Origin of the sequence: Dactylosporangium sp. NPDC000521 (assembly GCF_042898305.1) — a bacterium.
In the GTDB taxonomy this organism is placed as follows: domain Bacteria; phylum Actinomycetota; class Actinomycetes; order Mycobacteriales; family Micromonosporaceae; genus Dactylosporangium.
This window is the reverse complement of sequence record NZ_JBIAYW010000005.1, coordinates 439302-464050: the sequence shown is the minus strand read 5'-3', so window position 1 is coordinate 464050 and position 24749 is coordinate 439302. Positions and strand designations below refer to the sequence as shown.

Annotated in this window: 20 protein-coding genes and 2 pseudogenes; 10 read left to right on the top strand and 12 right to left on the bottom strand. The window is 73.8% G+C overall.

Translation table 11 applies throughout. The features are described from left to right. The first annotated feature begins 84 nt into the window (after positions 1-84). Positions 85-1089 (top strand): LacI family DNA-binding transcriptional regulator, encoded by a 1005-nt coding sequence (locus ACFY3L_RS20185; RefSeq protein WP_389325792.1) that lies wholly within the window; start codon positions 85-87, stop codon positions 1087-1089. A 62-nt stretch (positions 1090-1151) separates the two neighbouring features. Beyond that, positions 1152-3500: a beta-glucosidase gene (locus ACFY3L_RS20180; protein WP_389325789.1), complete on the top strand. Its 2349-nt coding sequence runs from the start codon at positions 1152-1154 to the stop codon at positions 3498-3500. A 47-nt stretch (positions 3501-3547) separates the two neighbouring features. On the opposite strand, the gene ACFY3L_RS20175 is transcribed toward ACFY3L_RS20180, so the two are convergent. After that, positions 3548-4882, bottom strand: coding sequence for a PHB depolymerase family esterase (locus ACFY3L_RS20175; protein WP_389325786.1), 1335 nt, complete (start codon positions 4880-4882; stop codon positions 3548-3550). 11 nt (positions 4883-4893) lie between these two features. Beyond that, positions 4894-6243, bottom strand: a complete 1350-nt coding sequence (locus tag ACFY3L_RS20170) for an endo-1,4-beta-xylanase (protein ID WP_389325783.1) — start codon at positions 6241-6243, stop codon at positions 4894-4896. A gap of 224 nt (positions 6244-6467) precedes the next feature. On the opposite strand from ACFY3L_RS20170, the gene ACFY3L_RS20165 reads away from it, so the two are divergent. After that, the gene (locus tag ACFY3L_RS20165; protein WP_389325780.1) at positions 6468-7040 is read left to right on the top strand and encodes a hypothetical protein; all 573 of its coding nucleotides are present in this window, start codon (positions 6468-6470) and stop codon (positions 7038-7040) included. Positions 7041-7147: 107 nt separating this feature from the next. Here the strand turns inward: ACFY3L_RS20165 and ACFY3L_RS20160 are convergent, their stop codons facing one another. Continuing rightward, the gene (locus tag ACFY3L_RS20160) at positions 7148-8758 is read right to left on the bottom strand and encodes a CocE/NonD family hydrolase (protein ID WP_389325777.1); all 1611 of its coding nucleotides are present in this window, start codon (positions 8756-8758) and stop codon (positions 7148-7150) included. Between the two features lie 142 nt (positions 8759-8900). On the opposite strand from ACFY3L_RS20160, the gene ACFY3L_RS20155 reads away from it, so the two are divergent. Further along, entirely contained in the window at positions 8901-9461 is a 561-nt protein-coding gene (locus ACFY3L_RS20155; protein ID WP_389325774.1) for a TetR/AcrR family transcriptional regulator, read from the top strand. Here the strand turns inward: ACFY3L_RS20155 and ACFY3L_RS20150 are convergent. Beyond that, on the bottom strand, positions 9442-10440 hold the full coding sequence (locus ACFY3L_RS20150) for an aldo/keto reductase (RefSeq protein WP_389325771.1): 999 nt from the start codon (positions 10438-10440) through the stop codon (positions 9442-9444). The two genes, ACFY3L_RS20155 and ACFY3L_RS20150, sit on opposite strands and share 20 nt — an antisense overlap. Positions 10441-10548: 108 nt before the next feature. On the opposite strand from ACFY3L_RS20150, the gene ACFY3L_RS20145 reads away from it, so the two are divergent. Together ACFY3L_RS20145 and ACFY3L_RS20140 are read left to right on the top strand one after the other, a co-directional pair. Continuing rightward, entirely contained in the window at positions 10549-10980 is a 432-nt protein-coding gene (locus ACFY3L_RS20145; protein ID WP_389325768.1) for a hypothetical protein, read from the top strand. Positions 10981-10995: 15 nt separating this feature from the next. Further along, positions 10996-11946, top strand: coding sequence for a CPBP family intramembrane glutamic endopeptidase (locus tag ACFY3L_RS20140; protein ID WP_389325765.1), 951 nt, complete (start codon positions 10996-10998; stop codon positions 11944-11946). Positions 11947-12067: 121 nt separating this feature from the next. On the opposite strand, the gene ACFY3L_RS20135 is transcribed toward ACFY3L_RS20140, so the two are convergent. Then, complete coding sequence (locus ACFY3L_RS20135) at positions 12068-14647, bottom strand: glycine-rich protein (RefSeq protein WP_389325762.1); 2580 nt, start codon at positions 14645-14647, stop codon at positions 12068-12070. 207 nt (positions 14648-14854) lie between these two features. Between ACFY3L_RS20135 and ACFY3L_RS20130 the strand changes: the two genes are divergently transcribed. Together ACFY3L_RS20130 and ACFY3L_RS20125 are read left to right on the top strand one after the other, a co-directional pair. Further along, on the top strand, positions 14855-15256 hold the full coding sequence (locus ACFY3L_RS20130) for a hypothetical protein (RefSeq protein WP_389325759.1): 402 nt from the start codon (positions 14855-14857) through the stop codon (positions 15254-15256). Positions 15257-15341: 85 nt separating this feature from the next. Beyond that, on the top strand, positions 15342-16211 hold the full coding sequence (locus ACFY3L_RS20125) for an alpha/beta fold hydrolase (RefSeq protein WP_389325756.1): 870 nt from the start codon (positions 15342-15344) through the stop codon (positions 16209-16211). Between the two features lie 24 nt (positions 16212-16235). On the opposite strand, the gene ACFY3L_RS20120 is transcribed toward ACFY3L_RS20125, so the two are convergent. From ACFY3L_RS20120 to ACFY3L_RS20100, 5 genes and pseudogenes are all read right to left on the bottom strand, one after another. Continuing rightward, positions 16236-16457, bottom strand: coding sequence for a substrate-binding domain-containing protein (locus ACFY3L_RS20120; RefSeq protein WP_389326118.1), 222 nt, complete (start codon positions 16455-16457; stop codon positions 16236-16238). 86 nt (positions 16458-16543) lie between these two features. Next, positions 16544-16624: pseudogene (locus ACFY3L_RS20115) on the bottom strand (LacI family DNA-binding transcriptional regulator); the annotation flags it as partial. An 18-nt stretch (positions 16625-16642) separates the two neighbouring features. After that, positions 16643-17134 (bottom strand): DUF6582 domain-containing protein, encoded by a 492-nt coding sequence (locus tag ACFY3L_RS20110; protein WP_389325753.1) that lies wholly within the window; start codon positions 17132-17134, stop codon positions 16643-16645. A gap of 80 nt (positions 17135-17214) precedes the next feature. Beyond that, positions 17215-18264 (bottom strand): aldo/keto reductase, encoded by a 1050-nt coding sequence (locus tag ACFY3L_RS20105; RefSeq protein WP_389325750.1) that lies wholly within the window; start codon positions 18262-18264, stop codon positions 17215-17217. Between the two features lie 23 nt (positions 18265-18287). Further along, on the bottom strand, positions 18288-19022 hold the full coding sequence (locus ACFY3L_RS20100; protein ID WP_389325747.1) for a TetR/AcrR family transcriptional regulator: 735 nt from the start codon (positions 19020-19022) through the stop codon (positions 18288-18290). Between the two features lie 65 nt (positions 19023-19087). Between ACFY3L_RS20100 and ACFY3L_RS20095 the strand changes: the two genes are divergently transcribed. Next, positions 19088-19753, top strand: a complete 666-nt coding sequence (locus tag ACFY3L_RS20095) for a DUF4386 domain-containing protein (RefSeq protein ID WP_389325744.1) — start codon at positions 19088-19090, stop codon at positions 19751-19753. A 44-nt stretch (positions 19754-19797) separates the two neighbouring features. Here ACFY3L_RS20095 and ACFY3L_RS20090 read toward each other — a convergent pair whose 3' ends face one another. Next, a complete protein-coding gene (locus ACFY3L_RS20090) occupies positions 19798-20934 on the bottom strand; it encodes a cellulose binding domain-containing protein (RefSeq protein WP_389325741.1) in 1137 nt (378 codons plus the stop codon). Positions 20935-21144: 210 nt separating this feature from the next. On the opposite strand from ACFY3L_RS20090, the pseudogene ACFY3L_RS20085 reads away from it, so the two are divergent. Beyond that, positions 21145-21240, top strand: a pseudogene (locus tag ACFY3L_RS20085) (TetR/AcrR family transcriptional regulator); the annotation flags it as partial. Here the strand turns inward: ACFY3L_RS20085 and cydD are convergent. After that, positions 21230-24739: a thiol reductant ABC exporter subunit CydD gene (gene cydD / locus ACFY3L_RS20080; RefSeq protein ID WP_389325738.1), complete on the bottom strand. Its 3510-nt coding sequence runs from the start codon at positions 24737-24739 to the stop codon at positions 21230-21232. The pseudogene ACFY3L_RS20085 and the gene cydD sit on opposite strands and share 11 nt — an antisense overlap. Between the last annotated feature and the right edge of the window lie 10 nt (positions 24740-24749).

Below are 24749 nucleotides of genomic sequence, written 5' to 3'. Positions count from 1 at the left end.
CCCTCGATGACCGCAGAGTCTCCGCCTTGAAAACCGGACTTGTCAATCGTTGTTGATATCGTTATCGGAAGTTACGCTGCCGTCGTGAAGCCCAGTTCTCGAATCACGATCCGGGACGTCGCCGCCACGGCGGGCGTCTCGGTGGCGACGGTGTCCAAGGTGCTCAACGCCCGCTACGGGGTGTCGGCCGCGACCAGCGCACACGTCCAATCCGTCATCCGCGAGCTGGGCTACGAGGCGAGCCTCGTGGCGCAGAGCCTGCGCAACCACAAGACCAACGTGATCGGCATCCTCGTCGCCGACCTGGAGCCGTTCAGCACCGAGCTGCTCAAGGGCGCCGCGAAGGCGATCAAGGGCACCGGCTACGAGCTGGTCGTCTACTCCGCCGGCGGGCGCACCGGCGACCAGGCCGGGTGGGAGCAGCGCTACCTGTCACGGCTGTCCGGCACCCTCATCGACGGCGCGGTCCTGGTCACCCCGACCGTGGTCGACGTCGACTACGGCACCGCCGTCGTCGCCGTCGACCCGCACGCGGGCCCGTCCGGCCTGCCGACCATCGACTCCGACAACCTCAACGGCGGCCGGCTCGCGGCCGAGCACCTGCTCGGGCTCGGCCACCGCCGCATCGCGATGATCACCGGCCGCCCGGACCTGGAGTCCTCCAGGCAGCGCGAGCAGGGCTTCCGCGACGCGATGCGCGACGCCGGCGTGCCCGTCGACCCGGACCTGATCGAGGTCGGCGACTACGACCCGGACTCGTCCGCGGCGGCAGCCCGGCTGCTGCTCGGCCGCGCCGACCGGCCCACCGCGATCTTCGGCGCCAACGACGTCTCCGCGATCGCCGCGGTCGAGGTCGCCGCGTCGATGGGGCTGCGGGTCCCCGACGACCTGTCGGTGGTCGGCTTCGACAACGTCCCCGAGGCGGCCCTGGCCAGCCCCGCCCTCACCACCGTCGAGCAGCCGATCCACGCCATGGGCCACCGGGCGATCGAGCTGCTGATCAAGCTCATCCACGGCGAGGAGGTCGACGCGACCCACGTCCGGCTCCCGACCCGCCTCGTCGTGCGGCAGTCGGCCCGCGCCCTCTGAAACTTTCAGCGCCGCGCAACGCTGCGCGTCACCCTGCCCCGAACGACATTGGAGTCACGAGCGTGACACTCGACAGCGGCGTCTCGTCGCCAACCACAGGCGGAACCTGGCGGGACACCACGGCGCCCGCGTCCGCACGCGTGGCCGACCTGATGACCCGGATGACCCTGCGCGAGAAGGTGGCGCAGATGTACGGCGCCTGGCTCGACGTCGACGACACCGCCGGGGAGGTCGCCCCGCACCAGCACGAGCAGACCCCCGACCCGATCGATTGGGCCGAGCTCATCCCGTACGGGCTGGGCCAGATCACCCGCGCCTACGGCACGACGCCGATCGCGCCCGCGGACGGCGCCCGGCGGGTCGCGCACCTGCAGCGCGAGATCATCGCGGCCGGCCGGTTCGGCATCCCCGCGATCGTGCACGAGGAGTGCCTGACCGGCCTCGCCGCCTGGCAGGCGACCATCTACCCGGCGCCACTGTCGTGGGGCGCGAGCTTCGACCCCGCGCTCGTCGAGGCGATGGGCGCCCGGATCGGCCGCACCATGCACCGCCTCGGCATCCAGCAGGGCCTCGCCCCCGTCCTGGACGTCGCGCGCGACCTGCGCTGGGGCCGGGTCGAGGAGACCATCGGCGAGGACCCGCACCTCGTCGGGCTCATCGGCGCCGCGTACGTGCGCGGCCTGGAGTCCGCCGGGGTCGTCGCGACCCTCAAGCACTTCGCCGGCTACTCCGCGTCCCGCGCCGGGCGCAACCTCGCGCCGGTGTCCATCGGCCCGCGGGAGCTCGCCGACGTGCTGCTGCCACCGTTCGAGATGGCGCTGCGCGCCGGTGCCCGCTCGGTCATGAACAGCTACTCCGACGTCGACGGCGTCCCCGTCGCCGGCGACGAGACCCTGCTCACCGACCTGCTCCGCGGCCGGCTCCGCTTCGACGGCACCGTCGTGTCCGACTACTTCTCCGTCGCGTTCCTGCAGACGCTGCACGGCGTCGCCGGGTCCCGCGCCGACGCCGCCGCCCTCGCGCTGCGCGCCGGGATCGACGTCGAACTGCCCGGCGCCAACTGCTTCGGCGCGCCGCTGCTGGACGCCGTCGAGGCCGGCGACGTCGACGAGGCCCTCATCGACCGCGCCGTCACCCGCATCCTGCTGCAGAAGTGCGCGCTCGGCCTGCTCGACCCCTCGTGGGACCCGTCACCACCGGCCCTGTCCGATTCCACAGTGGACGCCGACAGTCCAGAGGACCGGGACCTGGCGAAGCGCCTCGCCGAACGCTCGATCGTCCTGCTGCGCAACGAGCCTGTCGACGGCACGCCGGCGCTGCCGCTGCGCCCCGGCGCCCGGCTCGCCGTCGTCGGGCCCGGCGCCGATTCGCCCGGCGCGATGCTCGGCTGCTACTCCTTCCCCCGCCACGTCCTCGTCCACCACCCGGACATGCCCGCCGGGGTGTCGATCCCGTCGGTCCTCGACGCGCTGCGGGCCGGCCACGACGTCACCTACGCGCTCGGCTGCCCGGTGACCGGCGGCGACGACGAGCAGATCGCCGCCGCCGTGACCGCCGCCGCGGCTGCCGACGTCTGCGTCGCGGTCCTCGGCGACCTGTCCGGGCTGTTCGGCGGCGGTACCTCCGGCGAAGGCTGCGACGCGAGCGACCTGCGGCTGCCCGGGCGGCAGGAGGAGCTGCTCGAGGCGCTCGTCGCCACCGGGACGCCGGTCGTGCTCGTGCTGCTGGTCGGCCGGCCCTACGAGCTGTCCCGGCAGGTCGACCGGCTCGCCGCCGTGGTGTGCGGGTTCTTCCCCGGCGAGGAGGGCGCCGCCGCGATCGCCGATGTCCTCAGTGGACGGGTCGACCCGTCGGGGCGGCTGCCGGTCAGCTTCCCGGGCGCCGGCGCCAGCCAGCCGTCGACGTACCTCGCCGCGCCGCTCGCCCGGCGCAGCGGCGTCAGCACCGTCGACCCGACGGCCCTGTTCCCGTTCGGCCACGGCCTGTCGTACACGCCGGTCTCCTGGGGCGAGGTCAGCTCGTCGCCCGCCGGGGGCTGGCCCACCGACGGCACCGTCGAGCTGTCGGTGCCGGTGACCAACGACGGCGACCGTGACACGAGCACCGTCGTCCAGGTGTACCTGCACGACCCGGTCGCCGAGGTCGCCCGCCCGGAGCGGCAGCTGATCGCGACGGCCCGCGTCGACCTGGCCCCCGGCCGGCGCCGCACGGTCGTGTTCGCCCTGCACGCCGACCTGCTGTCCTACACGGGCCGGGACGGCCGCCGCCTGGTCGAGCCGGGCGACGTCGAGCTGCGGGTCGCCCGCTCCAGCGACGACGTCCACGCCGCCGTGCGCATCCCCGTCGTCGGGCCGCGCCGGACCGTCGGCCCCGACCGGCACCTCCAGCCGCGCGTGTCCATCTCGGACTGACAGACAAAGGCGGGACCCCGGTGCCGGGGTCCCGCCCTGGTGTTTCGTCAGGCCGCGGTGCAGGCGGTGCCGTTCAGGGTGAACGCGGACGGCTTGCCGGTGTTGCCGGTGTGGTTGGCCTGGAAGCCGAACGACGTCGAGCCGCCCGGCGGGATCGCCGCGTTGTAGCTGACGTTGCGTGCCGTCACCGCGCCGGAGGCCGGCGTGACGGTCGCGTTCCAGGCCGACGTCACGGTCTGCCCCAACGGCAAGGTGAACCCGAGGGTCCAGCCGTTGACGGCGGTGCTGCCGGCGTTGGTGACGGTGACGGCCGTGGTGAGCCCGGTGTTCCAGGCGTTCACGGTGTACGAGACGCGGCAGCCCCCGGCCGGTGGGTTCGACGGCGAGCCCGGCGGGGAACTCGACGGGGAACTCGACGGGGACGCCGGCGGTGAGCTCGGCGGTGCCGGCGAGGACGGCGGCGGGGTCGTGCCGTTGAGTCCGAAGAACGCGATCACCATCGCGGCCTGGCCGGCGAGCGGCACGTTGTGCCCGACGCCGGCGAGGCTGATGGCCTCGACCGGTGCCATGGTGCCCGCGCTGCCGTAGCGGGTGCGGGTCCAGCCGGACTGCGGCTGGTCGGTGAGCACCGGCGTCTGGCTCACCCCGAGCACGTTGGTCCACTGCTCGATCTCCTCCCCGAAGTTCGGGTAGGCGAGCGTCGTGTCGTTCGTGCCGTGGAAGAGCTGCATCCGCGGCCGAGGCCCGGTGTACCCGGGGTAGGCGGCCCGGACCAGGTCGCCCCACTGCTGCGGGGTCTTGTTCAGCTGGCCGCTGGAGCAGGTGCTGTTCCACGAGGAGCCGTCGGCGGTCGCGAAGCACCCGAACGGCACGCCTGCGAACGCGGCGCCCGCCTTGAACACGTCGGGGTAGTCGCCGAGCAGCACGTTGGTCATCATCGCGCCGGACGACGCGCCGGTCACGAAGACCCGCTCCGGGTCGCCGTTGTTGTGCTGCAGCACGTACGTGACCATCGACATGATGCCGACCGGGTCGCTGCCGCCGCCCCGCCGCAGCGCCTGCGGCGACGAGACGTCGAAGCAGTTGCCGCTGCGGGTCGCCGACGGGTACACGACGATGAACCCGTACCGGTCGGCGAGCGACGCGAACTCGGTCCCGGAGTAGAACGCCGGACCCGAGCCCGTGCAGTAGTGCACCGCCACGAGGACCGCGGGGCGGGCGGCGACGGTGTTCGGCACGTACAGGTGCATCCGCAGGTTCGTGGGGTTGGTGCCGAAGTTCGTCACCTCGGTCAGGGTCGCCGCCGACGCGGGTGCCGCGAGCCACGCGACGCCCGCGACGGCGAGGACCACGGCGGCCACGGCCGCCTTGATCAGACGCATCGCCGGCCTCCTCAGCTTGCGGCGCAGGTGGGGCTGAGCGTGCCGGCGGTGCCGGTGGCCTGCAGCCCGAACTCGGTGTACTGGCCGGCGGTGATGCGGCCGTTGTACGACACGTTGCTGAACGTGTTGCCGGACCTGGTGGTGTTCCAGGAGTTGGTGACGGTGGCCCCGCTCGGCAGCGGCATCGTGACGGTCCACGCGTTGGTGCCGTTCGCGCCGGCGGTGACCCTGACGGTCGCCACGAACCCGCCCTGCCACTGGTTGACCGAGACCGTCGCCGTGCAGCCACCGGACGGGATCGGCGGCTGGCTGCTGGAGCTGCTCACCGGCGGCGTGCTGGGCGGCGTGCTCGTCGGGTTCCCGCCGCCGAGCGCGGCGAGCGTCGCGGTGTACGCGGCCTTCTTGTTGCCGTTGCCGTCGAAGAGCAGCGGCGTGCCCGACGCCCGCCACGAGTCGCTGTCCCGGATGCCCCACACGGTGATGCCCGTGCAGCGGCTCACCGCGAGGCAGGCCTTCGTGACGGTGGCGAAGTTGTCCGCCTGGGTCTGGCCGGAGCCCTCGATGTCCAGCTCGGTGATCTGCACGTCGACGCCGAGGGCCGCGAAGCGCTGCAGGTTGGCCTGGTAGTCCGACGGGACCGGGCTCGCGCTGTTGAAGTGCGACTGGAAGCCGACGCAGTCGATCGGCACGCCGCGGGCCTTGAAGTCCTGCACCATCGCGTAGACGGCGTTGGACTTCGCGTTCTGCCCGTCGGTGTTGTAGTCGTTGTAGCAGAGCTTCGCGCCCGGGTCGGCGGCCCGCGCGGTACGGAACGCGACCTCGATCCAGTCGTTGCCGGTGCGCTGCAGGTTCGAGTCGCGCCTGGATCCGGACCCGCCGTCCGCGAACGCCTCGTTCACCACGTCCCAGGCGTAGATCTTGCCCTTGTAATGGGTGGCGACCTGCGTGACGTGGTTGACCATCGCGTTGCGCAGCGCGGTCCCCGACAGGTTCTGCGCCCAGCCCGGCTGCTGCTGGTGCCACGCCAGGGCGTGCCCGCGGATGCGCTGGTTGTGCGACTGGGCGTGCGACACGATCTGGTCCGCGGAGCCGTAGGAGAACGAGCCCTGCGTCGGCTCGGTCGCGTCCCACTTCATCTCGTTCTCCGGCGTGACCATGTTGAATTCGCGGTCCAGGATGCCGGAGTACACGGAGTCGCTCAGCTTGTACGCGGCGACGGCGGTGCCGAAGTAGCGGCCCTGCTCGGCGGCGGCGACGCCGAGCGTGGACGCGGCGGCGTCGGCGGTCGCCGCGACGCCCAGCGCCACCACGACCGCCAGGGCACCCGCCCCGGCGACGCCCAGCTTGCGTTTCTTGTCCATTCCAGAAGCCCTTCGTTTCGAAACATCGTCCGGCGGGGGACCCGCTCAGCATCACGGAATCCGCCGCTCGGACGACGCCCCGACGCACGCATTTCCCGCGCCGGCCCGGCGCGCCCTGCTGACGCCCTACGACCTGGGCGTTTTCGAAAAACTCAGGCTGAAACTTTCATCGATCAGCGCCGACGTTCCTGATTCGATGACGCTTTACGGAAAGGACTCCGACAATGGTGCGGTTGCGGTTCGAGGGCCACCGCGACGCGGCCGGGCCGCTGACCGCCGGGCAGCGCAACATCGCGAAGTGGCTCCTCGACGCGCCGCACGCGCCGGCCGCGGTCCTCGCGCAGCCCTTCGACGTCCCGCCGGGCGCCACGGTCGCCGACGTCGCCGAGTGTTTCGAGGTCCTGCTGTGCCGGCACGAGGGGTTGCGCAGCACGTACCGCCTGGGCGACCCCGGCTCGCAGCGCGTCCTGGCCGCCGGTTCGCTGCCGCTGCTCCGCTCCGACACACCCGATCTCGTCGGTCTTCTCCGGGCCGCGCCGTTCGACCTCGCCGCCGGCCTTACCGCCAGCGGGAGCCGAACAGCGCCCACAGCCGCGGGTAGCTGCGGGACAAGGCTTCCGGGTCGAAGCTTCCGGGTCGAAGCGGAACCATTCGACGTCGTCGGGATTCGGGTCGGCGCGGAGGCGGAGGCGGACCTTCCGTTCCTCGGTGACCACGTCGCGGATGTCGCCGTCGATGTCGGCGCGGCGGTCGCCGATCTCCCGCGGGACGCCTTCCGCTCCTCCCACATCGGATAGCCGACGTCCGCGGTGGTGGACCGGATGAGTGGTCACGGCGGGTGCCGGCGGGCGGCGTACGTGTCGCGCCGCCGGCACCTGGCGTGGGTTCGAATCGCTGCGACCGGTCAGCGCAGCGGGACGTCCACATAGGAGCCGCCGGAGACGGTGGCCGTGGAGCCGAGGGTGTTCGCGTCGTAGTACAGCGGGTCGGTCGTGTCGACGACGAGGGTGAGCGAGTGGCCGGCCGGCACGTCGTACGCGGTCGCCGAGAGCGAGAAGTCGAGGCTGCGGCTGCCGGTCGTGGTGCCGAGCCAGGTGGCCGGGGCGTGCGTGATGAGCTTCGCGTTGCCGAGGCTGTCCAGGTCGTACAGGTACGCGACGACCGTGCCCTGCGCCGCGGTGCCGGTCAGGTTCAGGTGGACGCGGGGTATGCCGCGGATCCGGGCGGCGGTCGACGGGCGGTCCGAGGCCCAGACGCCGGCGCGGAGCCGGTCGACGGACGGCAGCCAGATCTGGGGCAGGATCCCGGTGAGGGCGGCGGCGCCGTTGGTCAGCAGGACGACCCCGCCGTCGGCGGTGGTGTTCAGGTCGCCCGGCAGGGTCTTGCTCCAGCCCGCCGACGGGTTGCCCCCGAGCAGTCCGGTGCCGTCCCACCAGCGGATCTGGCCCAGGCCGTACCGGCGGAGACTCCCACTGAACGTGGACCAAGCCGAATAGGACTCGGTGGCGGCGTTGTGCGGCTTCACGAGGACCCCCGGCTCCTGGTCGATGCCGGTGGCGACGCCCGCGAGGTACTGGTCGAACCAGCGGTACGCGCTGCTCCACACGTCGTTGGGCAGGCCGGCGACGCCGGTGAGCTCGGCGATCGCGTGGTCGCCGGGGCGCAGCTCGAGCCGCTTCGGTCCGGCGAGCCGGCCGTAGAAGTCGGCGAGCTGGTTCGGCGGGAAGATCGAGTCACCCCACGAGTTGGCGATGAGCACCGCCGGCCGGCTGGCGTTGATGGCGTCGATGTAGGTCGCCGCGGACCGTACGCCGGCCCACGCCATGATCTGGGCGACGTTGCGGTTGGCGTTGAAGTCGTCGAGCTTGCCGGTGAGGTCGGGGCCGGCGTTGCCGAGCAGCGCGGCGGCGAGCTGCAGCAGCCCGGCCGACTGCTGGTGGCGGGTCTGGTCGCCGTACAGCGAGTAGACCAGGTCCGTCCATCCGCTCATGGCCACGACGGCGCGGATCCTGTGGTCGAAGGCCGAGCCGAGGAGGCTGATGCCGGCACCGTACGAGATGCCGCCGGCGCCGATCCGGTTCGGGTCGGCGGCCGTGTTGGCGATCGTCCAGTCGATGACGGACGACAGGTCGGCCATGTCCTTCGGCCCGGCGGTGTCGATCTCGCCGCCGGAGGCCCACCAGCCGCGCGGGGTGTAGGAGACGACGACGTAGCCGCGGCCGGCGAAGGTCTTCGCCTGGGCGATGTACTCGAGGTCGTTGAGGCCCCAGCTGGCGGGGAACACGATCGCCGGGTAGCGGCCGGCGGCGGACGGGGCGATCACATTGGCCTTGAGCACCACGCCGCCGGCGCCGGCGATGTCGACGAACCGGAAGCCGGTGGTGGCGGCTCCTTGAGCGACCGCGGCAACGGCCTGCGGCGCCGCCGTGGCGGGGGCGGGGGCCGCCGCGGTCAGGACGGCGGCGGCGAGCACGGACAGCAGGCAGACGGGCAGGGATGTTCGGCGCTTCGCCATGCGCCCTCCTTCGTCGGGCGGGGGTCAGGCAGGGGCGGCTGCCTCGGTGGCGGGAGCGTAGAAGCAGGTACCGAGAATTTGAAGTTCATGACATTATCGTTACTAGTCGGTAACATGAGTCGTCGCTGAGGGGGTGGGGCCCGTGTTGTACGGCGTACAGACGCCGCGCCGCCGGGACGCACAGCGCAACCGCTCGGCGATCGTCGCGGCCGCCACCGAGCTGATGCTGGGTCGGCACACCACGGTCCTGATGCCGGAGATCGCCCGGCGGGCCGGCGTCGGCCAGGCGACCGTCTACCGGCACTTCCCCGACCGGCAGGCGCTGACCGCCGCGGTCGTCGCGCACGAGCTGGCCCGCCTCGAGGCGTTCGTGGCGGCGAGGGCCGACCGCCCGGCCGCGTTCCGGGACGTGCTGGCCGAGCTGCTGCGCACGCAGATCGCGATGCGCCCCCTGGTCCTGCACGTGCGGCGGCTCGATCGGCAGACGCGCGACCGGTACCAGCAACGCATGATCACCACGCTGACGGCGCCGCTGCGGAGCGCTCAGCAGGCCGGCTTCGTCCGGCCCGACCTCACCCCGGCGGACCTGGCGCTGCTCTGCACGATGGCCGAGGGGGTGGTGGAGGCCGCCGGCCCCGACGCCGCGACGCGTTCGATCGACCTCATGCTCGACGGCGTCTGCGTCACCGTCCCGCAGGCGTAGGCGCGTCGTCCGGCAGCAGCCCTGCCGCTCTGAGCGACGCCCACAGCCGCGGCGGCACCGGATGCGCCAGGAGCTCCGCGCTGCCGGCGATCTCCTCCGGCGTTCTCGCGCCGACGACGACGGCGGCCACCGCCGGGTGCCCGAACGCGAACTGGATCGCCGCCGCCAGCGGTGGCACGCCGTGGGCGGCGCACACGTCGCGGACCGCCCGGACCCGCTCGAGCAGCGCCGCGGGGACGTCCGGGTAGCCGTACGCCGCCCCTGTCCGCGGCTCGGCGAACAACCCTGCCTGGAACACGCCCGCCGCGAGCACCGCCACCCCCTGCCGCGCACACAACGGCAGCAGATCGGCCAAACCGGACTGGTCCAGCAGCGTGTACCGCCCGGCCAGCAGCACACAGTCCGGCCCCGGCGCCGGCGCCTCCCGCAGGAACCGCGCCGCGACGTCCGCGTGGTTGACGCCGAGCGACACCGCCCGGATCACACCGGCGCCGCGCAGGTCCGCGAGCGCCGCGTACGCCTCGCCGAGCGCCGCCGGATAGTCGAGGTCGGGGTCGTGGATGTGCAGCACGTCGACCCGGTCGAGCCCGAGCCGCTCCAGGCTGTCCTCGACGGACCGCAGCACCGCCCGCCGCCCGTAGTCCAGCCGCGGCCCGACCCCGGGCGGCGGGTCCGCCCAGATGTCCTGCGTGTCCGGGCCGCCGGGCTCGATCAGCCGGCCTACCTTGGTGCACAGCACGAACTCGCCGCGCGGCCGGCCCCGCAGCGCCGCACCCGCCCGCGTCTCCGAGCGGCCGTACCCGTACACCGGCGCCGTGTCGAACAGCCGGATCCCCAGCTCCCAGGCCCGGTCGACGGTCGCCGTCGCCTCCTCGTCGCTCACCGGCGCGAACAGCCCACCGAGCGACGCCAGCCCCAGCCCGAGCCGGCTCACCCGCAGCCCGGTCCGGTCCAGCGTCACCATGTCGTCTGCCCGCACCCCACGATCATGCCCGGCGATCAGCCGGCGGTGGTCGTGACGCGCGACGCACGGCAGGTGTCGGCGGCGCGACGCTCCGGCGGCCCGCGGGCGCCTACCGTGACGCGCATGACGCTGACGCTGCCGCGCGGGCTCACGGCGATGGCCTGCCTCACCCTCACCCTGACGGCGTGCGGTCTCTCCACCGACCCGTTCGACTACGGCGACGGCAAGCGCATCCGGATCGCCGTCGAGCAGTTCTTCGGCGAGCTGGAGCGCGCCGACTACACCGCCGCCGCCGCCCACCGGTGCGCCGCCGGCAGCGCGGTCCCGCCCACCGCCGACGAGCTTCGCGCCGGGTTCACCGACCTCGCCCGCCCCTGGAAGACCAAGCTCGTCTCCTCCCAGCACACCGACGACGGCACCGGCTTCGCCAACCTGACCCTCACCGACGGCACCGGCGCCGGCCACCCGTACAACGTCGACTTCGCCCTGAGCGGCGGCACCGCCACGGTCTGCGCCGTCGACACCGGCACCGTCCAGATCGACATCGACGTGTGACGCACAATGACCGGCATGACGATCACGGATGAGCCGGGTGTGCCGTTCCATCGGCTGGCGCGCAATCAGGCGCACCGATGGTGGCGGCCGGTGCTGGGCACCCTGGTCGTGCTCGGCTCCTCGGTCGTGGCGATGGTGGCGGTGTACGCGGGAGCCGACGTGATCGGGAGCATCGCCCGCCGTCCGTTGAACGCGGACGGCACCAGTGACTGGGGCGGCACCGCCGGCTTCGGGCTGGGCCTTCTGGGAACCGCGATGCTCATCCCGTGCGTATTGTTCGCCGCCTGGTGGGTGCAGCGCCGCCGCCCGGGCACGGTCTCGTCGGTGCAGGGCCGGCTCCGCCTGCGCTGGCTCGGCGTGTGCGCGCTGGTCGCCGTGCCGACGATCGTGCTGCTGCTGGCCGGCATGAGCCTGCTGTACGCACTGACCGGCGACGACGGCGCCGAGGAGTCAGGCGCCTGGGTCGGCGCGGGCCCGTTCACGGCGGCCCTGCTGATGCTGCTCGTGCTGGTCCCGCTGCAGTCCGCGGGCGAGGAGTACCTGTGCCGCGGCTGGCTCCTGCAGGCGACCGGCGCGTACGTCCGCTCCCCGTGGCTCCCGCTCGCCGTCCAGGCGGTCGCCTTCACCGCCATCCACGGCGACGGCACCCCTTGGGGCTACGCGGACCTGATCCTGTACAGCGTGGCGATCGGCTGGCTGACGGTGCGCACCGGCGGCCTCGAGGCGGCCATCGCCCTGCACGTCGTCAACAACCTGGCCAGCATGGCCGGCGCCGCCGCCTTCGGCGAGCTCAACTCCTCCGGGTCCGCCGCCGACGCCGGGTGGCAGTTCCTCGCCGCCGACGCGCTGCTGCTGCCCGTGTACGTCGCCACGATCACCTGGCTGTCCCGCCGCCGGCGCCTCGTGACGCTGGCCCCGGCACCGGACGCCCCCGAGCTCTCGGGTCCCGCGCTGCAGCCGGCCTGACCCGGCATGGCGCCCGGTCATCCCGTTGGACAACAGCCATCGCAGAGCCCTGGCGTAGCGCCTGCGCCTGACATCGTCGCGGGACCGGTGACGACCGGATGGCCGTCACCGGTCCCGTTGTTCAGGCGAGCCGCGGGCGCCGGCGGCCGCCCAGGACCATCAGCGTCGCGCCCGTCGGGATCATCGTCGAGCCGACCAGGATGAGGTCGAGCAGGGCGAGGCCCGTCACCGCGAGCGCCGCTCCGGTCACGTACGCGGAGTAGTACGACTCGGCGGTCTGGCCGTAGGCGTCGGTGACCCGGTAGCGGACCTTGTCCGCCTGGCCGGAGAAGCCGGCGACCGCGACGAAGCTGATGTGCCCGTTCGCCGGTTGCAGCACGTACGTCCCCTGGCCGGCGACCCGGACCACGACGGCGGGCCGGCCGCGGGCGTCGAGCAGGGTGATCGAGCCGCCGGCGGGCACGGGCAGCGTGGCCGTCTGCGTCTTGTCCGCCGGGCCCTGCGTGCTCTGGCTCGGCGGCGCCGGCGGGGCCGGGATCGTCACCAGCGGCGTGTACGTCGCCTTCGCCGTCTGCCCGTACGCGTCGGTGACCTGGTAGTCGACCGGTGGCAGCTGGCCGTGGAAGCCCAGCACCGGCGTGAAGATCACGGTGGCGGAGCCCTGCTGCTGCGACGGGTTCGACACGGTGCCGGCGGCCGCGATGGAGGCGGCCGCGATGGAGGCGCCGGATGCGCCGGCCGCGCCGGCGAGCTGCAGCGTGTAGGTGCCCTTGCCGGGGAAGAACAGCGACGTGACCGCGTTGCCGTCGGCGTCGATCAGGGAGATGGTGCCATTCGCCGGCACGGGCAGCGTCGCGGTCTGCGGTGTGACGCCCTCGCCGCTGGTGGTGCGGTCCGGCGCGGCCGGCGGCGGCGGGATCGTCACCGTCGCGGTGTAGGTCGCGTCGCCGTGCTGCTCGTAGGTGTCGGTCACCCGGTACGTGGCGGCCGTCGCGGTCCCGATGTAGCCGGCGAGCGGCGTGAACGTGAGCGTCTTGTCGGTGCCGTTCCAGCCGTACGTGCCCTGGTCGGGCACCGTCAGCGAAGGGACGGTGGTGCCGCCGGACACGAACTCGACGGTCCCGCCCGCGGGCAGGTCGATCGCGACCGTCTGCGTCGCGGTGCCGAGGCCGCTGCTGGTCTTCGCCGCCGGGTCCGGCTTGGCGGGCTTCGTGACGGTCGGCGTGTACGTGGAGTCGCCCGACTGGCCGGTGGCGTTGGTCAGCCGGTACCCGACGGGGGTGGCCGCGCCGTGGAACCCGGCGACGGGCGTGAACGTGATGACGCCGGTGCCCGGGTCCAGCGCGTACGTGCCCTGCTTCGCGACCGTCACCTTGGTGACCTGCTGGCCGGAGGCGCCGATCAGTGTGACGGTGTTGCCGGCCGGGACGGTCGCCGTCGCGTGCTGCGGCGCGGTGCCGACACCCGTGCTGGTCAGCGCGGTGGGTGACGGCGCGGGGTTCGGCGGCGGGCCGGGTGCGACCGTCGGCGTATAGGTCGAGTCCGCGTTGTTCTCGCCGGCCTTCACCCGGTACCCGATCGGGTCTCCGCTGCCGGAGAAGCCCTGGGCGGGGGTGAACGTGATGACCGAGGTCGCCTGGTCCACCGTGTACGTGCCCTGCCCCGGGACCGTGACGGTGGTGACCTGCACGTTGCTGGCGTCCAGCAGGTAGACCGTCCCGGAGACCGGCACCGGCACCGTGACCGTCTGCGGCACCCCGTACGGGCCGGACGTCGTCAGCGGCGACGCGCTCGGCGGCGTGACCCACTGGATGATGACCTGGCCGTTCTGCTCGGCGCCACCGATCCCCGACTGGTGCAGCGCCGCGGAGTCACCCGCGGACTTGTCGTCCATCGCCTGGTAGGTGTAGGCGCCGAAGACACCGCTGGTGTGCTTGAACCCGGAGCCACCACCGCCGGCTCCGGCGAACTGGATGCTCCCGGGGCCGGACTTGCAGTCGCCGCCGCCTCCGCCGTAGAAGCCGCCGCCACCGCCGCCGCCGGGCCTGTAGCCGTCACCGCCGGCACCGCCCTGGAACGAGCCGCCGTCGCCGCCCCCCTCGCAGTCGAGGTTGTCGCCGCCGGTCCCGCCGACGAACTGGCTGGCGCCCGCGCCGGCCGTGGCCCCGCCCGCCCCGCCACCGCCGGTCGCGCCGCCGCCTCCGCCGCCGTCGCTGGCCGTCTCGAGCGAGGCCGCGCCGCCGCCGCCGGCGATCAGCAGCGGGCCGGCACCGTACGAGGCGGACCAGATCGCGGACATGCCGCCGCCGCTGCCGCCCTTCTGGAGGTTGGCCTCCACCAGCCCGACGGCGTTGTGGCCGCCGCGGCCGCCGCCGCCGTACGTGCCGACGTCGGAGTCGGGCTTGCCGCCCTCGCCGACGGTGATCGTGAGGACCTGGCCGGGGGTGACGGCGATCGAGCCGGTGGTGTACCCACCGCCGCCGCCCTTGCCCTCCAGCGAGTTCGCGCCGCCGGCACCGAACAGGGCGGCTTCGATCAGGGTGATTCCGGCCGGCACGGTGAAGGTCTGGTCGGCTCCGGTGTACGTGTACCGGGTGCAGTCGGTGCCGTTGACCGGCGTGCACGTGACGGCGGCCGCCTGCGCCGGCGCGGCATGGATGAACGGCACGATCACGCTCGTCGTCGCGACGGCCAATGCCACGCCGGCCGTTCGTCGCCGCCTGCGGGTGCTCGCCGCGTGGTCGCGGCAAGCACCGAACTTCTGCTCCAACCTGCTTCTCCCCCGTAGATCTAATATCGAAAATCACCTTAAGCAGTGAAAACATTCACCTAAGGGGTATTTCGGATATCAGGTGTACGGATGAGGACAGTGAGGCCGGATGGCGCGGCGTGGCTATCGTGCCGGGGCATGGGATACGCGTTCAGCTTCGACCCGCCCACCGACGAGGGCTACGCCAGCACGCCGTGCGCGTTCAGCGGCGAACAGATGCAGTACGTCCGCCTGATCATGATCGAGGCGGGGGTGCTGACCGGCGACGGGTTCGAGCAGGCGCTGTGCACCCCCGGCCTGGAGGTGGGCGAGGAGGCCCTGCCGGCACGGCGGTTCCTGTACAACGAGGGCCACACCACCGCGGCGGAGGCGGCGTTCATCGCCCGCCGGCTGCGCGCCGCCCTCGACGCGTGCGTCGTCGGGGACCTGCTGTCGTTCTACGACGAGCACCCCGGCACCGGCGAGGTGTCGGCGTGGGTGGAGCGGTTCGCCGACTTCAACGCCGAAGCGGCGGGCCGGAGCGGCTACTACAGCTGCTGAGGGGCGTTCGCGGGCGGTCACCCCGAACGGCGCACCGCCGGGCGGATCGCCAGCCGGCGGGACGGGGATGCCCTAGGCTCGCCGCATGGTGGAGACGCAGACACACACCCTCGCGCTGCCCGGCGCCGACCTGGTCTACGACGTCCGCGGGCCGCTGCCGCCGACCGATGGGCGTCCGGTGCTGTTCATGATCGGCCAGCCGATGACGGCCGACGGGTTCACCGAGCTCGCGGGCCACTTCGAGGACCGGACCGTCATCACGTACGACCCTCGCGGCCTCGGGCGGAGCGTGCGCAGCGACGGCCGCACGGACAACACGCCGCAGCAACAGGCGGCGGACCTGCACGCGCTGATCGGCGAGCTCGGCGGCGGCCCGGTCGACATGTTCGCCACCAGCGGCGGCGCCGTGACCGCGCTCGAGCTGGTCACGGCCCACCCCGGCGACGTCGCCACGCTGGTCGCCCACGAGCCGCCGATCAACGCGGTGCTGCCCGACGCGGCCGCCGCCGACCGGGCGCGGGCCATGTTCAACGACGCCTACGAGGCGAAGGGGATGGGGGCCGGCATGGCCGCGTTCATCCTCATGACGTCGTGGCAGGGCGAGTTCACCGACGCCTTCTTCGACCAGCCGACCCCTGACCCGGCGATGTTCGGCATGCCGGCCGACGACGACGGCACCCGCGACGACCCGCTGCTGTCGAAGCGGTCGTGGCCGATCACCGACTACCGGCCCGACGCGGCGGCACTCAACGCCGCACCGACGCGCATCGTCGTCGCCGTCGGCGAGGAGTCCACGGGCACCTACACCGCCCGCACCTCGCACGGGACCGCGGCGCTGCTGGGCCAGGAGACGACCGTCTTCCCCAGCCACCACGGCGGCTTCATCGGCGGCGACCACCCGTACGCCGGCAAGCCCGCGGAGTTCGCCGACAAGCTGCGCGAGGTGCTGGCGTAGCCGGCGGTCCGAAGCCGGCCCGGTTCAGCTGGAGCCGCGGAGGGTGAGGGTGGTCGGCAGGCGGGCGGCGGGCGGGAGGGCGGGATCGAGCAGGCGGCGGATCGCCGATTCGGCCTCCTCCTCCACCGGCATGTAGACCGACGACAGGTCCGCGGCCTCGGCGAGGGCGCTGCCGTCGAAGCTGACCACGGCGACGTCGTCGGGCACCCAGCGGCCCGCCTCGCGCAGCGCCCGCAGGACGCCCATCGCGGAGACGTCGCACGCCGCGAAGACCGCGTCGAGGTCCGGCTCCAGGGTGAGCAGCGCATCGCGTCCGTGGTGCCGGGCAGGCCGTTGATGGCCCGTGACGCGGTGGCCCGGGACACGCCGGCCACCCGCGCCACGTCGGCAAGCTTCGGACGCTGCTGTTCCATGCCGGTGACCGTAGTCGATCAACTGCCCTTGAGCGCCCGCTCCAGCTCGCTCTTGTTCATCGACGACCGGCCCTTGATGTCGCGGCGCTTCGCCTCCGCGTACAGCTCGTCGCGCGACTGGTTCCCAGTCGATCGGCCCCCGCGCGGCTGGTTTCCGCGCGACTGGCTCCCGCGCGGCTGGTTTCCGCGCGGCTGGTTTCCGCGCGAACCACCGGAGCGGGGTTTGTCGGAGGACTTCATGGTGGCGGACGGCTTGCCGAGGTCCTGCCAGCGCGTCTCGGTCAATTCGACGCCGTGCCGCTTCGCGGCGCGCTTGATGCGCTTGAATGCCTCCGCCCGCTCCGCGTCGGTCGCGTCGCGGACCTGGTCGAACCGCGCGATCGCGTTGCGTACGTGCGACGCGTCGTTGAGCGGCTCCTTACGCTGCCGGGGAAACGCGAATGCGCTGTCGGGCATCGCGTTGCGGTCCTCGGCATCCAGCTCGTTCTTGCTCTGTCTGCGTGCAGCCATACTGCTGCTGTACCCCCGGATCCGGCGGTCCATGCCGGACGCGGGCGGCACAAATGACCTGTTCCCGGCCCGGCGGGAGCCTACAGGTGCGGGCCCAGGAGGGTGAGGTCCGCCGCGGAGAGCCGGTCGCCGGCCGTCTTCGCCTGGTGCCAGTACGGGTAGAGCAGCTTCAGCGCGCTCACCTCGTCCAGCCGGCGGCGCTCCTCGGCGGTGAGGACCAGGTCCGCGGCGGCGAGGTTGTCGGCGAGCTGCTCGCCGGTGCGGGCGCCGATCACCAGTGACGTGACCGCCGGGCGGCCGAGGATGTACGCGAGGGCGACCTGCGCGGCCGACACCCCGTGGCCCGCGCCGATCTCCACGAGGACCTCCACCGTGTCGTGGAGCTTCTCCTGGTCGTACACCGGCGGCTCGTCCCAGTCGCTAAGGTGGCGGGCACCGGCCGGCGGCTCGACCCCGCGCCGGTACTTGCCCGACAGCAGCCCACCGGCGAGGGGACTCCAGACCAGGACGCCGAGGTGCTGGTCGATGGCGGCGGGGATCAGCTCATACTCCGCGTCGCGGGCCTGCAGCGAGTAGTAGATCTGCTGGCTGACGGGGCGCGGCAGCCCGTGCATCATGGCGGTGCCGACCGCCTTCATCAGCTGCCAGCCGGCGTAGTTGGACAGGCCGACGTAGCGGACCTTGCCGGCGCGGACCAGCAGGTCGAGCGCCTCGAACGTCTCCTGCAGCGGCGTCACGCCGTCCCACTCGTGCAACTGGTAGAGGTCGATGTGGTCGGTGCCGAGCCGGCGCAGGCTCGCCTCGCAGCCGGCGATGACGTGCTGCCGGGACAGGCCGGCGTCGTTGGGGCCGGGCCCCATCGGCATGCGCACCTTCGTGGCGACCAGGACGTCGTCGCGACGGCCCTGCAGGACCTCGCCGACGATCCGCTCCGACTCACCCGTGGAGTAGACGTCGGCGGTGTCGATCAGGTTCACGCCCGCGTCGAGACACATGTCGACCTGTCGGCGCGCCTCCTGCACGTCGGTGGCACCGACCGCGGCGAAGCCGCCCTTGCCGCCGAACGTCATCGTCCCCATCGTGAGGACGGACACCATCAGACCCGACCTGCCGAGTGCGCGATACTCCACGCCGCCACCATACCCACGGACCATCAGGGCGGGCCGGCGCGTGACGAGGATTCGCCCTCGCTCCCAACGGCCGCGGCCCGGCGCGGTCGCGGCTGTGACCGGAGCCGCTCCAGGCCGTCCAGCAGCAGGTCGAGGGTGAACTCGAACTCGACCTGGCTGTCGCACCAGCCGAGCGTCGGGTCGGTCGCGGCGTGGACCTCGGCGGCGACCATGGCGGTCAGGTGCGGCACGGTGGCGGCCATCGCGGCGAGCTCCGCCTCGGTGGCCTCGACGTCCATGCTGCCGCCGGCCGCGGCGGGGCTGAACACCTCCTGCGCGAAGCCGAGCGGCATGCTGCCGAACGCGTGCAGCGCCCGGTGCGCCAGGCGGTAGGTGAACCCGGCCGCGACCAAGGTGCCGAGGATCCCGTCGTAGTAACCGACGACGCTCATGGGGATCGTCCGGCGGGTACCGAGCAGCGCCGGCGCCCACGGGTGCCGAAGCATCACCCGGCGCGCGGCGAGGAACCGCCGGCGCAGCACCTCCCGCCAGTCCGCTCCTTCGCCGCCCTCACCCGCGCCCGCCACGACCTCCGCGACCACGGTGTCGGCGACGCCGTCGAGCAGCGCCTCCTTGTCGGGCACGTGGTGGTAGAGCGACATCGCCTCGACGCCGAGGTCCGCGGCGAGCCGCCGCATCGTCAGCGCCCGGATGCCGTCCGCGTCCGCCAGGGCCACCGCCGCGGCCAGCACCTTCTCCCGGCTGAGCGCACTCCTCATTGCGTCACCTTACAACGTATGGTTCCCTTACCTTGTAAGGTTGACGCTCGTCTCAGGAGGAGACCATGGACCCGCTGGTCCGCACCGCTCGTGTCACCGGCCTGCTCTACCTCGGCCTCGCCGTCGCGGGCGGGCTCGGCTTCCTGCTCGTGCGCTCGCGGCTGTTCGTCGACGGCGACCCGGCCGCGACCCTGTCCAACGTCACCGCGCATGCGTCGCTCGCCCGCGCCGGGGTCGCCCTGGAGCTGCTGACCGTCCTGACGCAGGCACTGGCTGCGCTGTGGTTCTACCGGCTGTTCCGCACCGCGGACAGCTTCGCCGCCGGCGCGATCGCCGTCTTCGGCACCGTGAACGCGGTCGTCGTCCTCGTCAGCGCGGCGCTGCTCGGCACCACCCTGTCCGTGCGGGACGACGCGCAGGTCCAGCTGCTGTACCTGGTGAGCGGCGCGCTTTGGAGCGCCGGCGGGATCTTCTTCGGCCTGTGGCTGGTCCCGATGGGCTGGTGCGTGCTGCGTTCCGGCTGGATGCCCCGCGCGCTCGGCTGGATCCTCATCGCCGGCGGCGCCGGCTACGTGCTCGCCGCGTTCAGCGAGCACGTCGCGCCGGCGGCCGCGGACCTCCTGGTCCTGCCCGCGACCGCCGGCGAGTTCTGGATGGTCGGTTACCTGCTCATCCGTGGCGTGCGCCGGGCCGTGCCCCGGCCGGAGGCCCAGCTCCAGCCTCAGCCGTAGCCGCAACCCCAGCCGCAACTCCAGCCGCAACTCCAGCCTCAGCCTCAGCTGTAGTCGAGGGAGAAGCTGTTGTCGACGAAGGCGGCCCGGCCGGCGGTGCCGGTGATCTCGAAGCCGAACTGGGCCTGGCCGATGGTCACGTCGCCCCACCAGTTCTGGGTACGCAGCCACTGCAGGACCGCCAGGACGTCGACGGTGCCGGAGTTGGTGGTGCTGGTCCGCACGAAGGAGAAGACGGCGTTGGCGCCGTTCGAGCCCCGGTAGACGTTCCAGGTGTGGCCGCCCACGTTGACGTTGCGGGCGTTCGGGACCGCGCCGTTCGCGTCGTACGACTCGGCGATCGGGCCGACCGCGCCGTGCTGGTTCGCCCAGATCATGACCTCGTAGGCGTTGTTGTTGGCCCAGATGTCGTAGGCGGTCGCGTAGTCGCCGTCGGCGGGCACGCTGACGTTGAACGAGCTACGCAGTGAGCTCAGCGAGCTGAGCGTGCGGTTGAGCGTCTTGCCGGTGTGCGGGTAGGACTTCACGCCGCTGGTCCGCGGGTGCTCGGCCACGACGCCCCAGTTGGTGCCGCTGCGGGCCCAGATGGTCTGCGGTCCGGCGCCGGAGCCCCAGACGTCGTTGATGACGGTGTACCCGTTGTTCGTCCACTGGTCCCACGCGCCGGTGGCGACCCACGCGGCGTCGGACGGCACCCCGGTGCCCGGGTTCGACGGCGTCGAGCTGGGCGTCCTCGACGGCGTCCGGGACGGCGTCGGGCTCGAGGTGGAGACGCCGCCGGTGCACGCGGTGCCGTTGAGCGTGAAGCTCGCCGGCACCGGGTTGCTGCCGGTCCAGGACCCGTTGAACCCGAACGAGGTGCTCGCCCCCGTGGCCAGGGATCCGTTGTAGCCGGCGTTCTTCGCGGTGACCTGCGACCCGCTCTGGGTCACGGTCGCGCTCCACGCCTGGGTCACCGTCTGCCCGGCCGCGTAGGACCAGACGACGGTCCAGGCGCTGACCGGGTCGCCGAGGTTGGTGACGGTGACGTTCGCGCCGAACCCTCCCGGCCACTGGTTGGCGACGGTGTACGTGACGCGGCAGCCGGTGGCGGCCGACGCGTTCGGCGCCGTGACGACGACGCCGGCCGCGGTCGCGCCGAGCGCCGCGGTGGACAGGAGTACAGCGGTGCGCCTTCGCATGGCGGCCCTTCCCTCGGTTGACGCGCGTCGAAGCGCTTCGACTGGCTTCGCCTGGGGAAGGTAGGCGCATGCATCGACAACGGTCAACCAGTGGCGGTCCGGGCAGCGGGCGGGGCGTGAAAGTTACGGTCCCGGTCGGCCAGCGGCGAGAAGCCCGCCACCGCCGGCAGCGCGAGGAACGGCAGCACCGCCCAGCCGCGCACCGCCGTCATCGTCGAGTGGGCGGGCACGCACCGGCCCGACCGCGGCCCGAAGGTCGTCGCGGTGGCGGCCGAGTCGACCGTGCGGCTCGTCGTCAGCCACATCGTGCGGCCGTCGCAGCCTTCCGAACGGACCGCGGAGGAGCTGACGGACGTGCTGGTGCGCCTGCTCGGAGCAGGAGGCGGCTGCCGACCAGGTCGTACACCTCGTCGACGTGGTCGAGGCCGTCGTGGCGGTGGGTCAGCAGCAGCACCGTGCGGCCCGCCGCGGCGTCCAGCAGGTCGGCCATGAGCGCGGCCGCCTCCTGCTCGTCGAGGCCTTCGGTCGGCTCGTCCAGCACCAGGACCCGCGGCCCGGCGAGCAGCGCCCGGGCCATCGCGAGCCGGCGCCGCTGCCCGCCGGAGATGGTCGCGCCGCCCTCGCCGAGCCACGTGTCAAGGTCCTCCGGCAGGCTGTCGAGCCACGCCCCGAGCCGCGCCCCGGCCAGCGCCGCGCGGAGCTCGTCGTCCGTCGCCGCGGGCCGGGCCAGCAGCAGGTTCTGCCGCACCGTGGTCGCGAACACGTGGTCCGCGGCGTCACCCACGAGTCCGACGGTGGAGCGCAGCACGGCATCGGGCAGGTCCCGCAGGTCGATGCCGCCGAGCGTGACGCGGCCCTGCCGGGGGTCGAGCATCCGCACCAGCACGGCCGCGAGCGTCGACTTGCCGCTGCCCGACGCGCCGAGCACCGCGACCCGCCGCCCGGGCGGCAACCGCAGGTCCAGCCCGCGCAGTGCGGGAGCCCGCCGCGGGTCCCAGCCCGCCGCGAGATCGTCCACGGTCAGGGTCAGGTCGTCCCCCACCGTCATGGCGTCCCCAGCGTCCCCTGTGGGCGGTGCGGCGGGACGCGGTCGCGCGGCGACGGCGGCGAGGCGGCCGGTCGCGCCGGCGGCGGTGCGGCGGGCGATGGCGGCGTCGGGGAGGGTGAGGACGGGCTCGGCGAGGGCGACCGCGCCGAGCAGCAGCATCGCGGCGACCTCGCCGGAGTGACCGCCGGCCGCGGCGGCGAGGGCCACGCCGAGCACGGCGAGGCCGCAGCCGAGCTGGGCGAGGGCCGACGCGGCGCCGGCGGTCGAGGCGGCGAGGGCCTCCAGGCGCGACAGTGCGCGGCTGCGGCGGCCGGGGACGGCGAGGGCGGCGGCGGGGTCGCGGGTCGCCAGGTCCTCGACGCCTTCGACGGTCTCGACGACGGCGTCGCGCAGCTCCGCGCGGGCCTTGCCGGTGGCGGCGTCGGCCCGGTCCGCGTGCCGGGCGGCGAGCCACGGCGCGAGCAGCGCCGCGACCGCGAGCCCGGCGGCGAGGGCGGCCGCGGCGGTCAGGTCCACAGTGGCGGCGGCGAGCACCGCGACGGTGAGGGCGGCCCCGACGGCGTACGCGGGCAGACGCCCCCGCAGGACCCCGTCGACCCGCGCGTCGACGTCGTCGACGACCCTGGTGAGCAGGTCGCCGCGGCGGTGCAGGGCCGGCCCGGGCACCCTGGGGACGAGGGCGGCGTACACCTCGGCCCGCCACGCGCCGAGCCGGGCGAACGCGACCTCGTGCGAGACCAGGCGTTCGAGGTACCGCAGCAACGGCCGCGCGACGGCGCTGCCTCGCACCAGGACGACGGCCCCGGAAAGGGTGAGCACCGGCGGGAGCTGCGCGGCCCGCACGAGCAGCCACACCGCCGCCCCGATGAGCGTGAGCCCGGCGATCCACGACCCCGCCCCCAGCCCGACCGCCACCGCCGGGCTCCGCAGCCATCCGCGGGGGCGCGGCGCGTTGGTGCGCGCGGGGTGTGGATCGGCGGCGCCCGACGGACCGGCACCGTCCCGCACCAGCGCGGCGGCCGGTGGCACGGGCGACGGGGTGGCGGCCGATGGCGACGGCGGCACGGGGGACGGGGTTCCGTGGCGCGTGGGCGGGGCGATGGCCACGGTCCGGTCGGCGGCGGCGAGGACGGCGGGCCGGTGCGCGACGACGAGCACGGCGCAGCCGCGGGCGGCGAGGGCGTGCAGCTCGGCGACGACGCGGCGCTCGGCGACGGCGTCGAGGTGGGCGGTCGGCTCGTCCAGCAGCACGACGGCAGGGGCGGCGGCGGCCTGGCGCAGCAGCCGGGCCAGGGCGAGCCGCTGCCGCTGACCGGAGGAGAGGCCCTGGCCGCGTTCGCCGAGTGGGGTGTCGAGGCCCCCGGGCATGGCCAGGATCTCCGGGTCGAGTCCGACGGTCCGCAGCGCGTCGAGCACCACCCCGTCGGCCGGTCGGGTCTCGCCGTCGAGGGCGACCGCCTCGGCGACCGTGCGGGCGTGCGGCAGGGTCGGGTCCTGCGGGAGGTACAGCGGTCGTCCCCCACCCACGCCGGCCGACCCGGCCGACACGGGCTGCAGCCCGGCGAGCACCCGCAGCGTCGTGGTCTTCCCCGCGCCGGACGGCCCGCGCAGCGCCACGAGCTCTCCGCTGTGGACGGTCAGGGTGGGCAGCCGCAGCGCGTCGACGGCGGCGCCGGGGTGCCGGACGCGGACACCGGCCGCCAGCACACCGGGCGCTCCGCCGGCCGCGGTGGAGCGCGGCGCGGGGGCGGCGTCCGTCAGGATCTGGTCGACGTCGGCGATGACGGCGGCCGCGTCGGCGCTGGCGTGGAAGCGGGCGGCGACCTCGCGCAGCGGCCGGTACGCCTCGGGCGCGAGCAGGATCACCAGGAGCGCGGGGCCGAGGTCGAGGTGGCCGGCGGCGACGCGGAGCCCGGCCTCGACCGCGACGAGCCCGACGGACAGCGTGCCGACCAGGTCCAGAGCGGTCGAGGAGAGGAACGCGACCCGCAGCACCCGCACGGTCGCGGCGCGGTGGGCGTCGGTCATGCTGGCGACGGCGGCGGTCTGGCGTTCGGCACGGCCGTACAGGCGCAGCGTCGCGATGCCGCGGACGGCGTCGAGGAAGTGCCCGGCGAGGCGGGCGCTCGCCTGCCAGCGCTCCTGGGCGCGCCGCTGGGTGGCCCAGCCGATGAGCGCGCCGAGCAGCGGCACGAGCGGGAGGGTGACGAGCACGACGACGGCGGAGGCCGGGTCGGCGAACAGCATCGCGGCGACGACGAGCGGCGGCAGGGCCACGCCGAGGACGAGCGACGGCAGGTACCCGCTGAACCACGGCCGCAGCGCGTCGATGCCGCCGCCGAGGACCGCGACCAGCCGCCCGCTGCCGTGGCCGGCGACCCAGGCGGGCCCGCGCCGCAGCGCCGCGTGCAGCACGGATCGGCGCAGCTCGTCGGTGACGCGGGCGGCGGTGCGGCGCCCGGCGACCTGCTCCGCCCACGTCAGGGCGGCCCGGGCGGCGTACACCCCGGCGAGCGCGGCAAGGGCTCCGGCGCCGACCGGCTCCGCCGCGGCGAGGCGCACGACGATGCCGGTGACCACCACGGCGAGCACGACGGTCGCGGCGGCCTGCGCGGCCCCGATGACGGCGAGCAGCGCGATCCCCGCCCGGCTGCTGCGTGCGTGCCGCAGCAGCCTCGGGTCGACGGGCCCCCGGGCCTTCCGCGCCGCCGCACCCTGATGACGATCCGCCGCCCCGCCACGCCCCGCCCGGCTCATGAAGCGACCC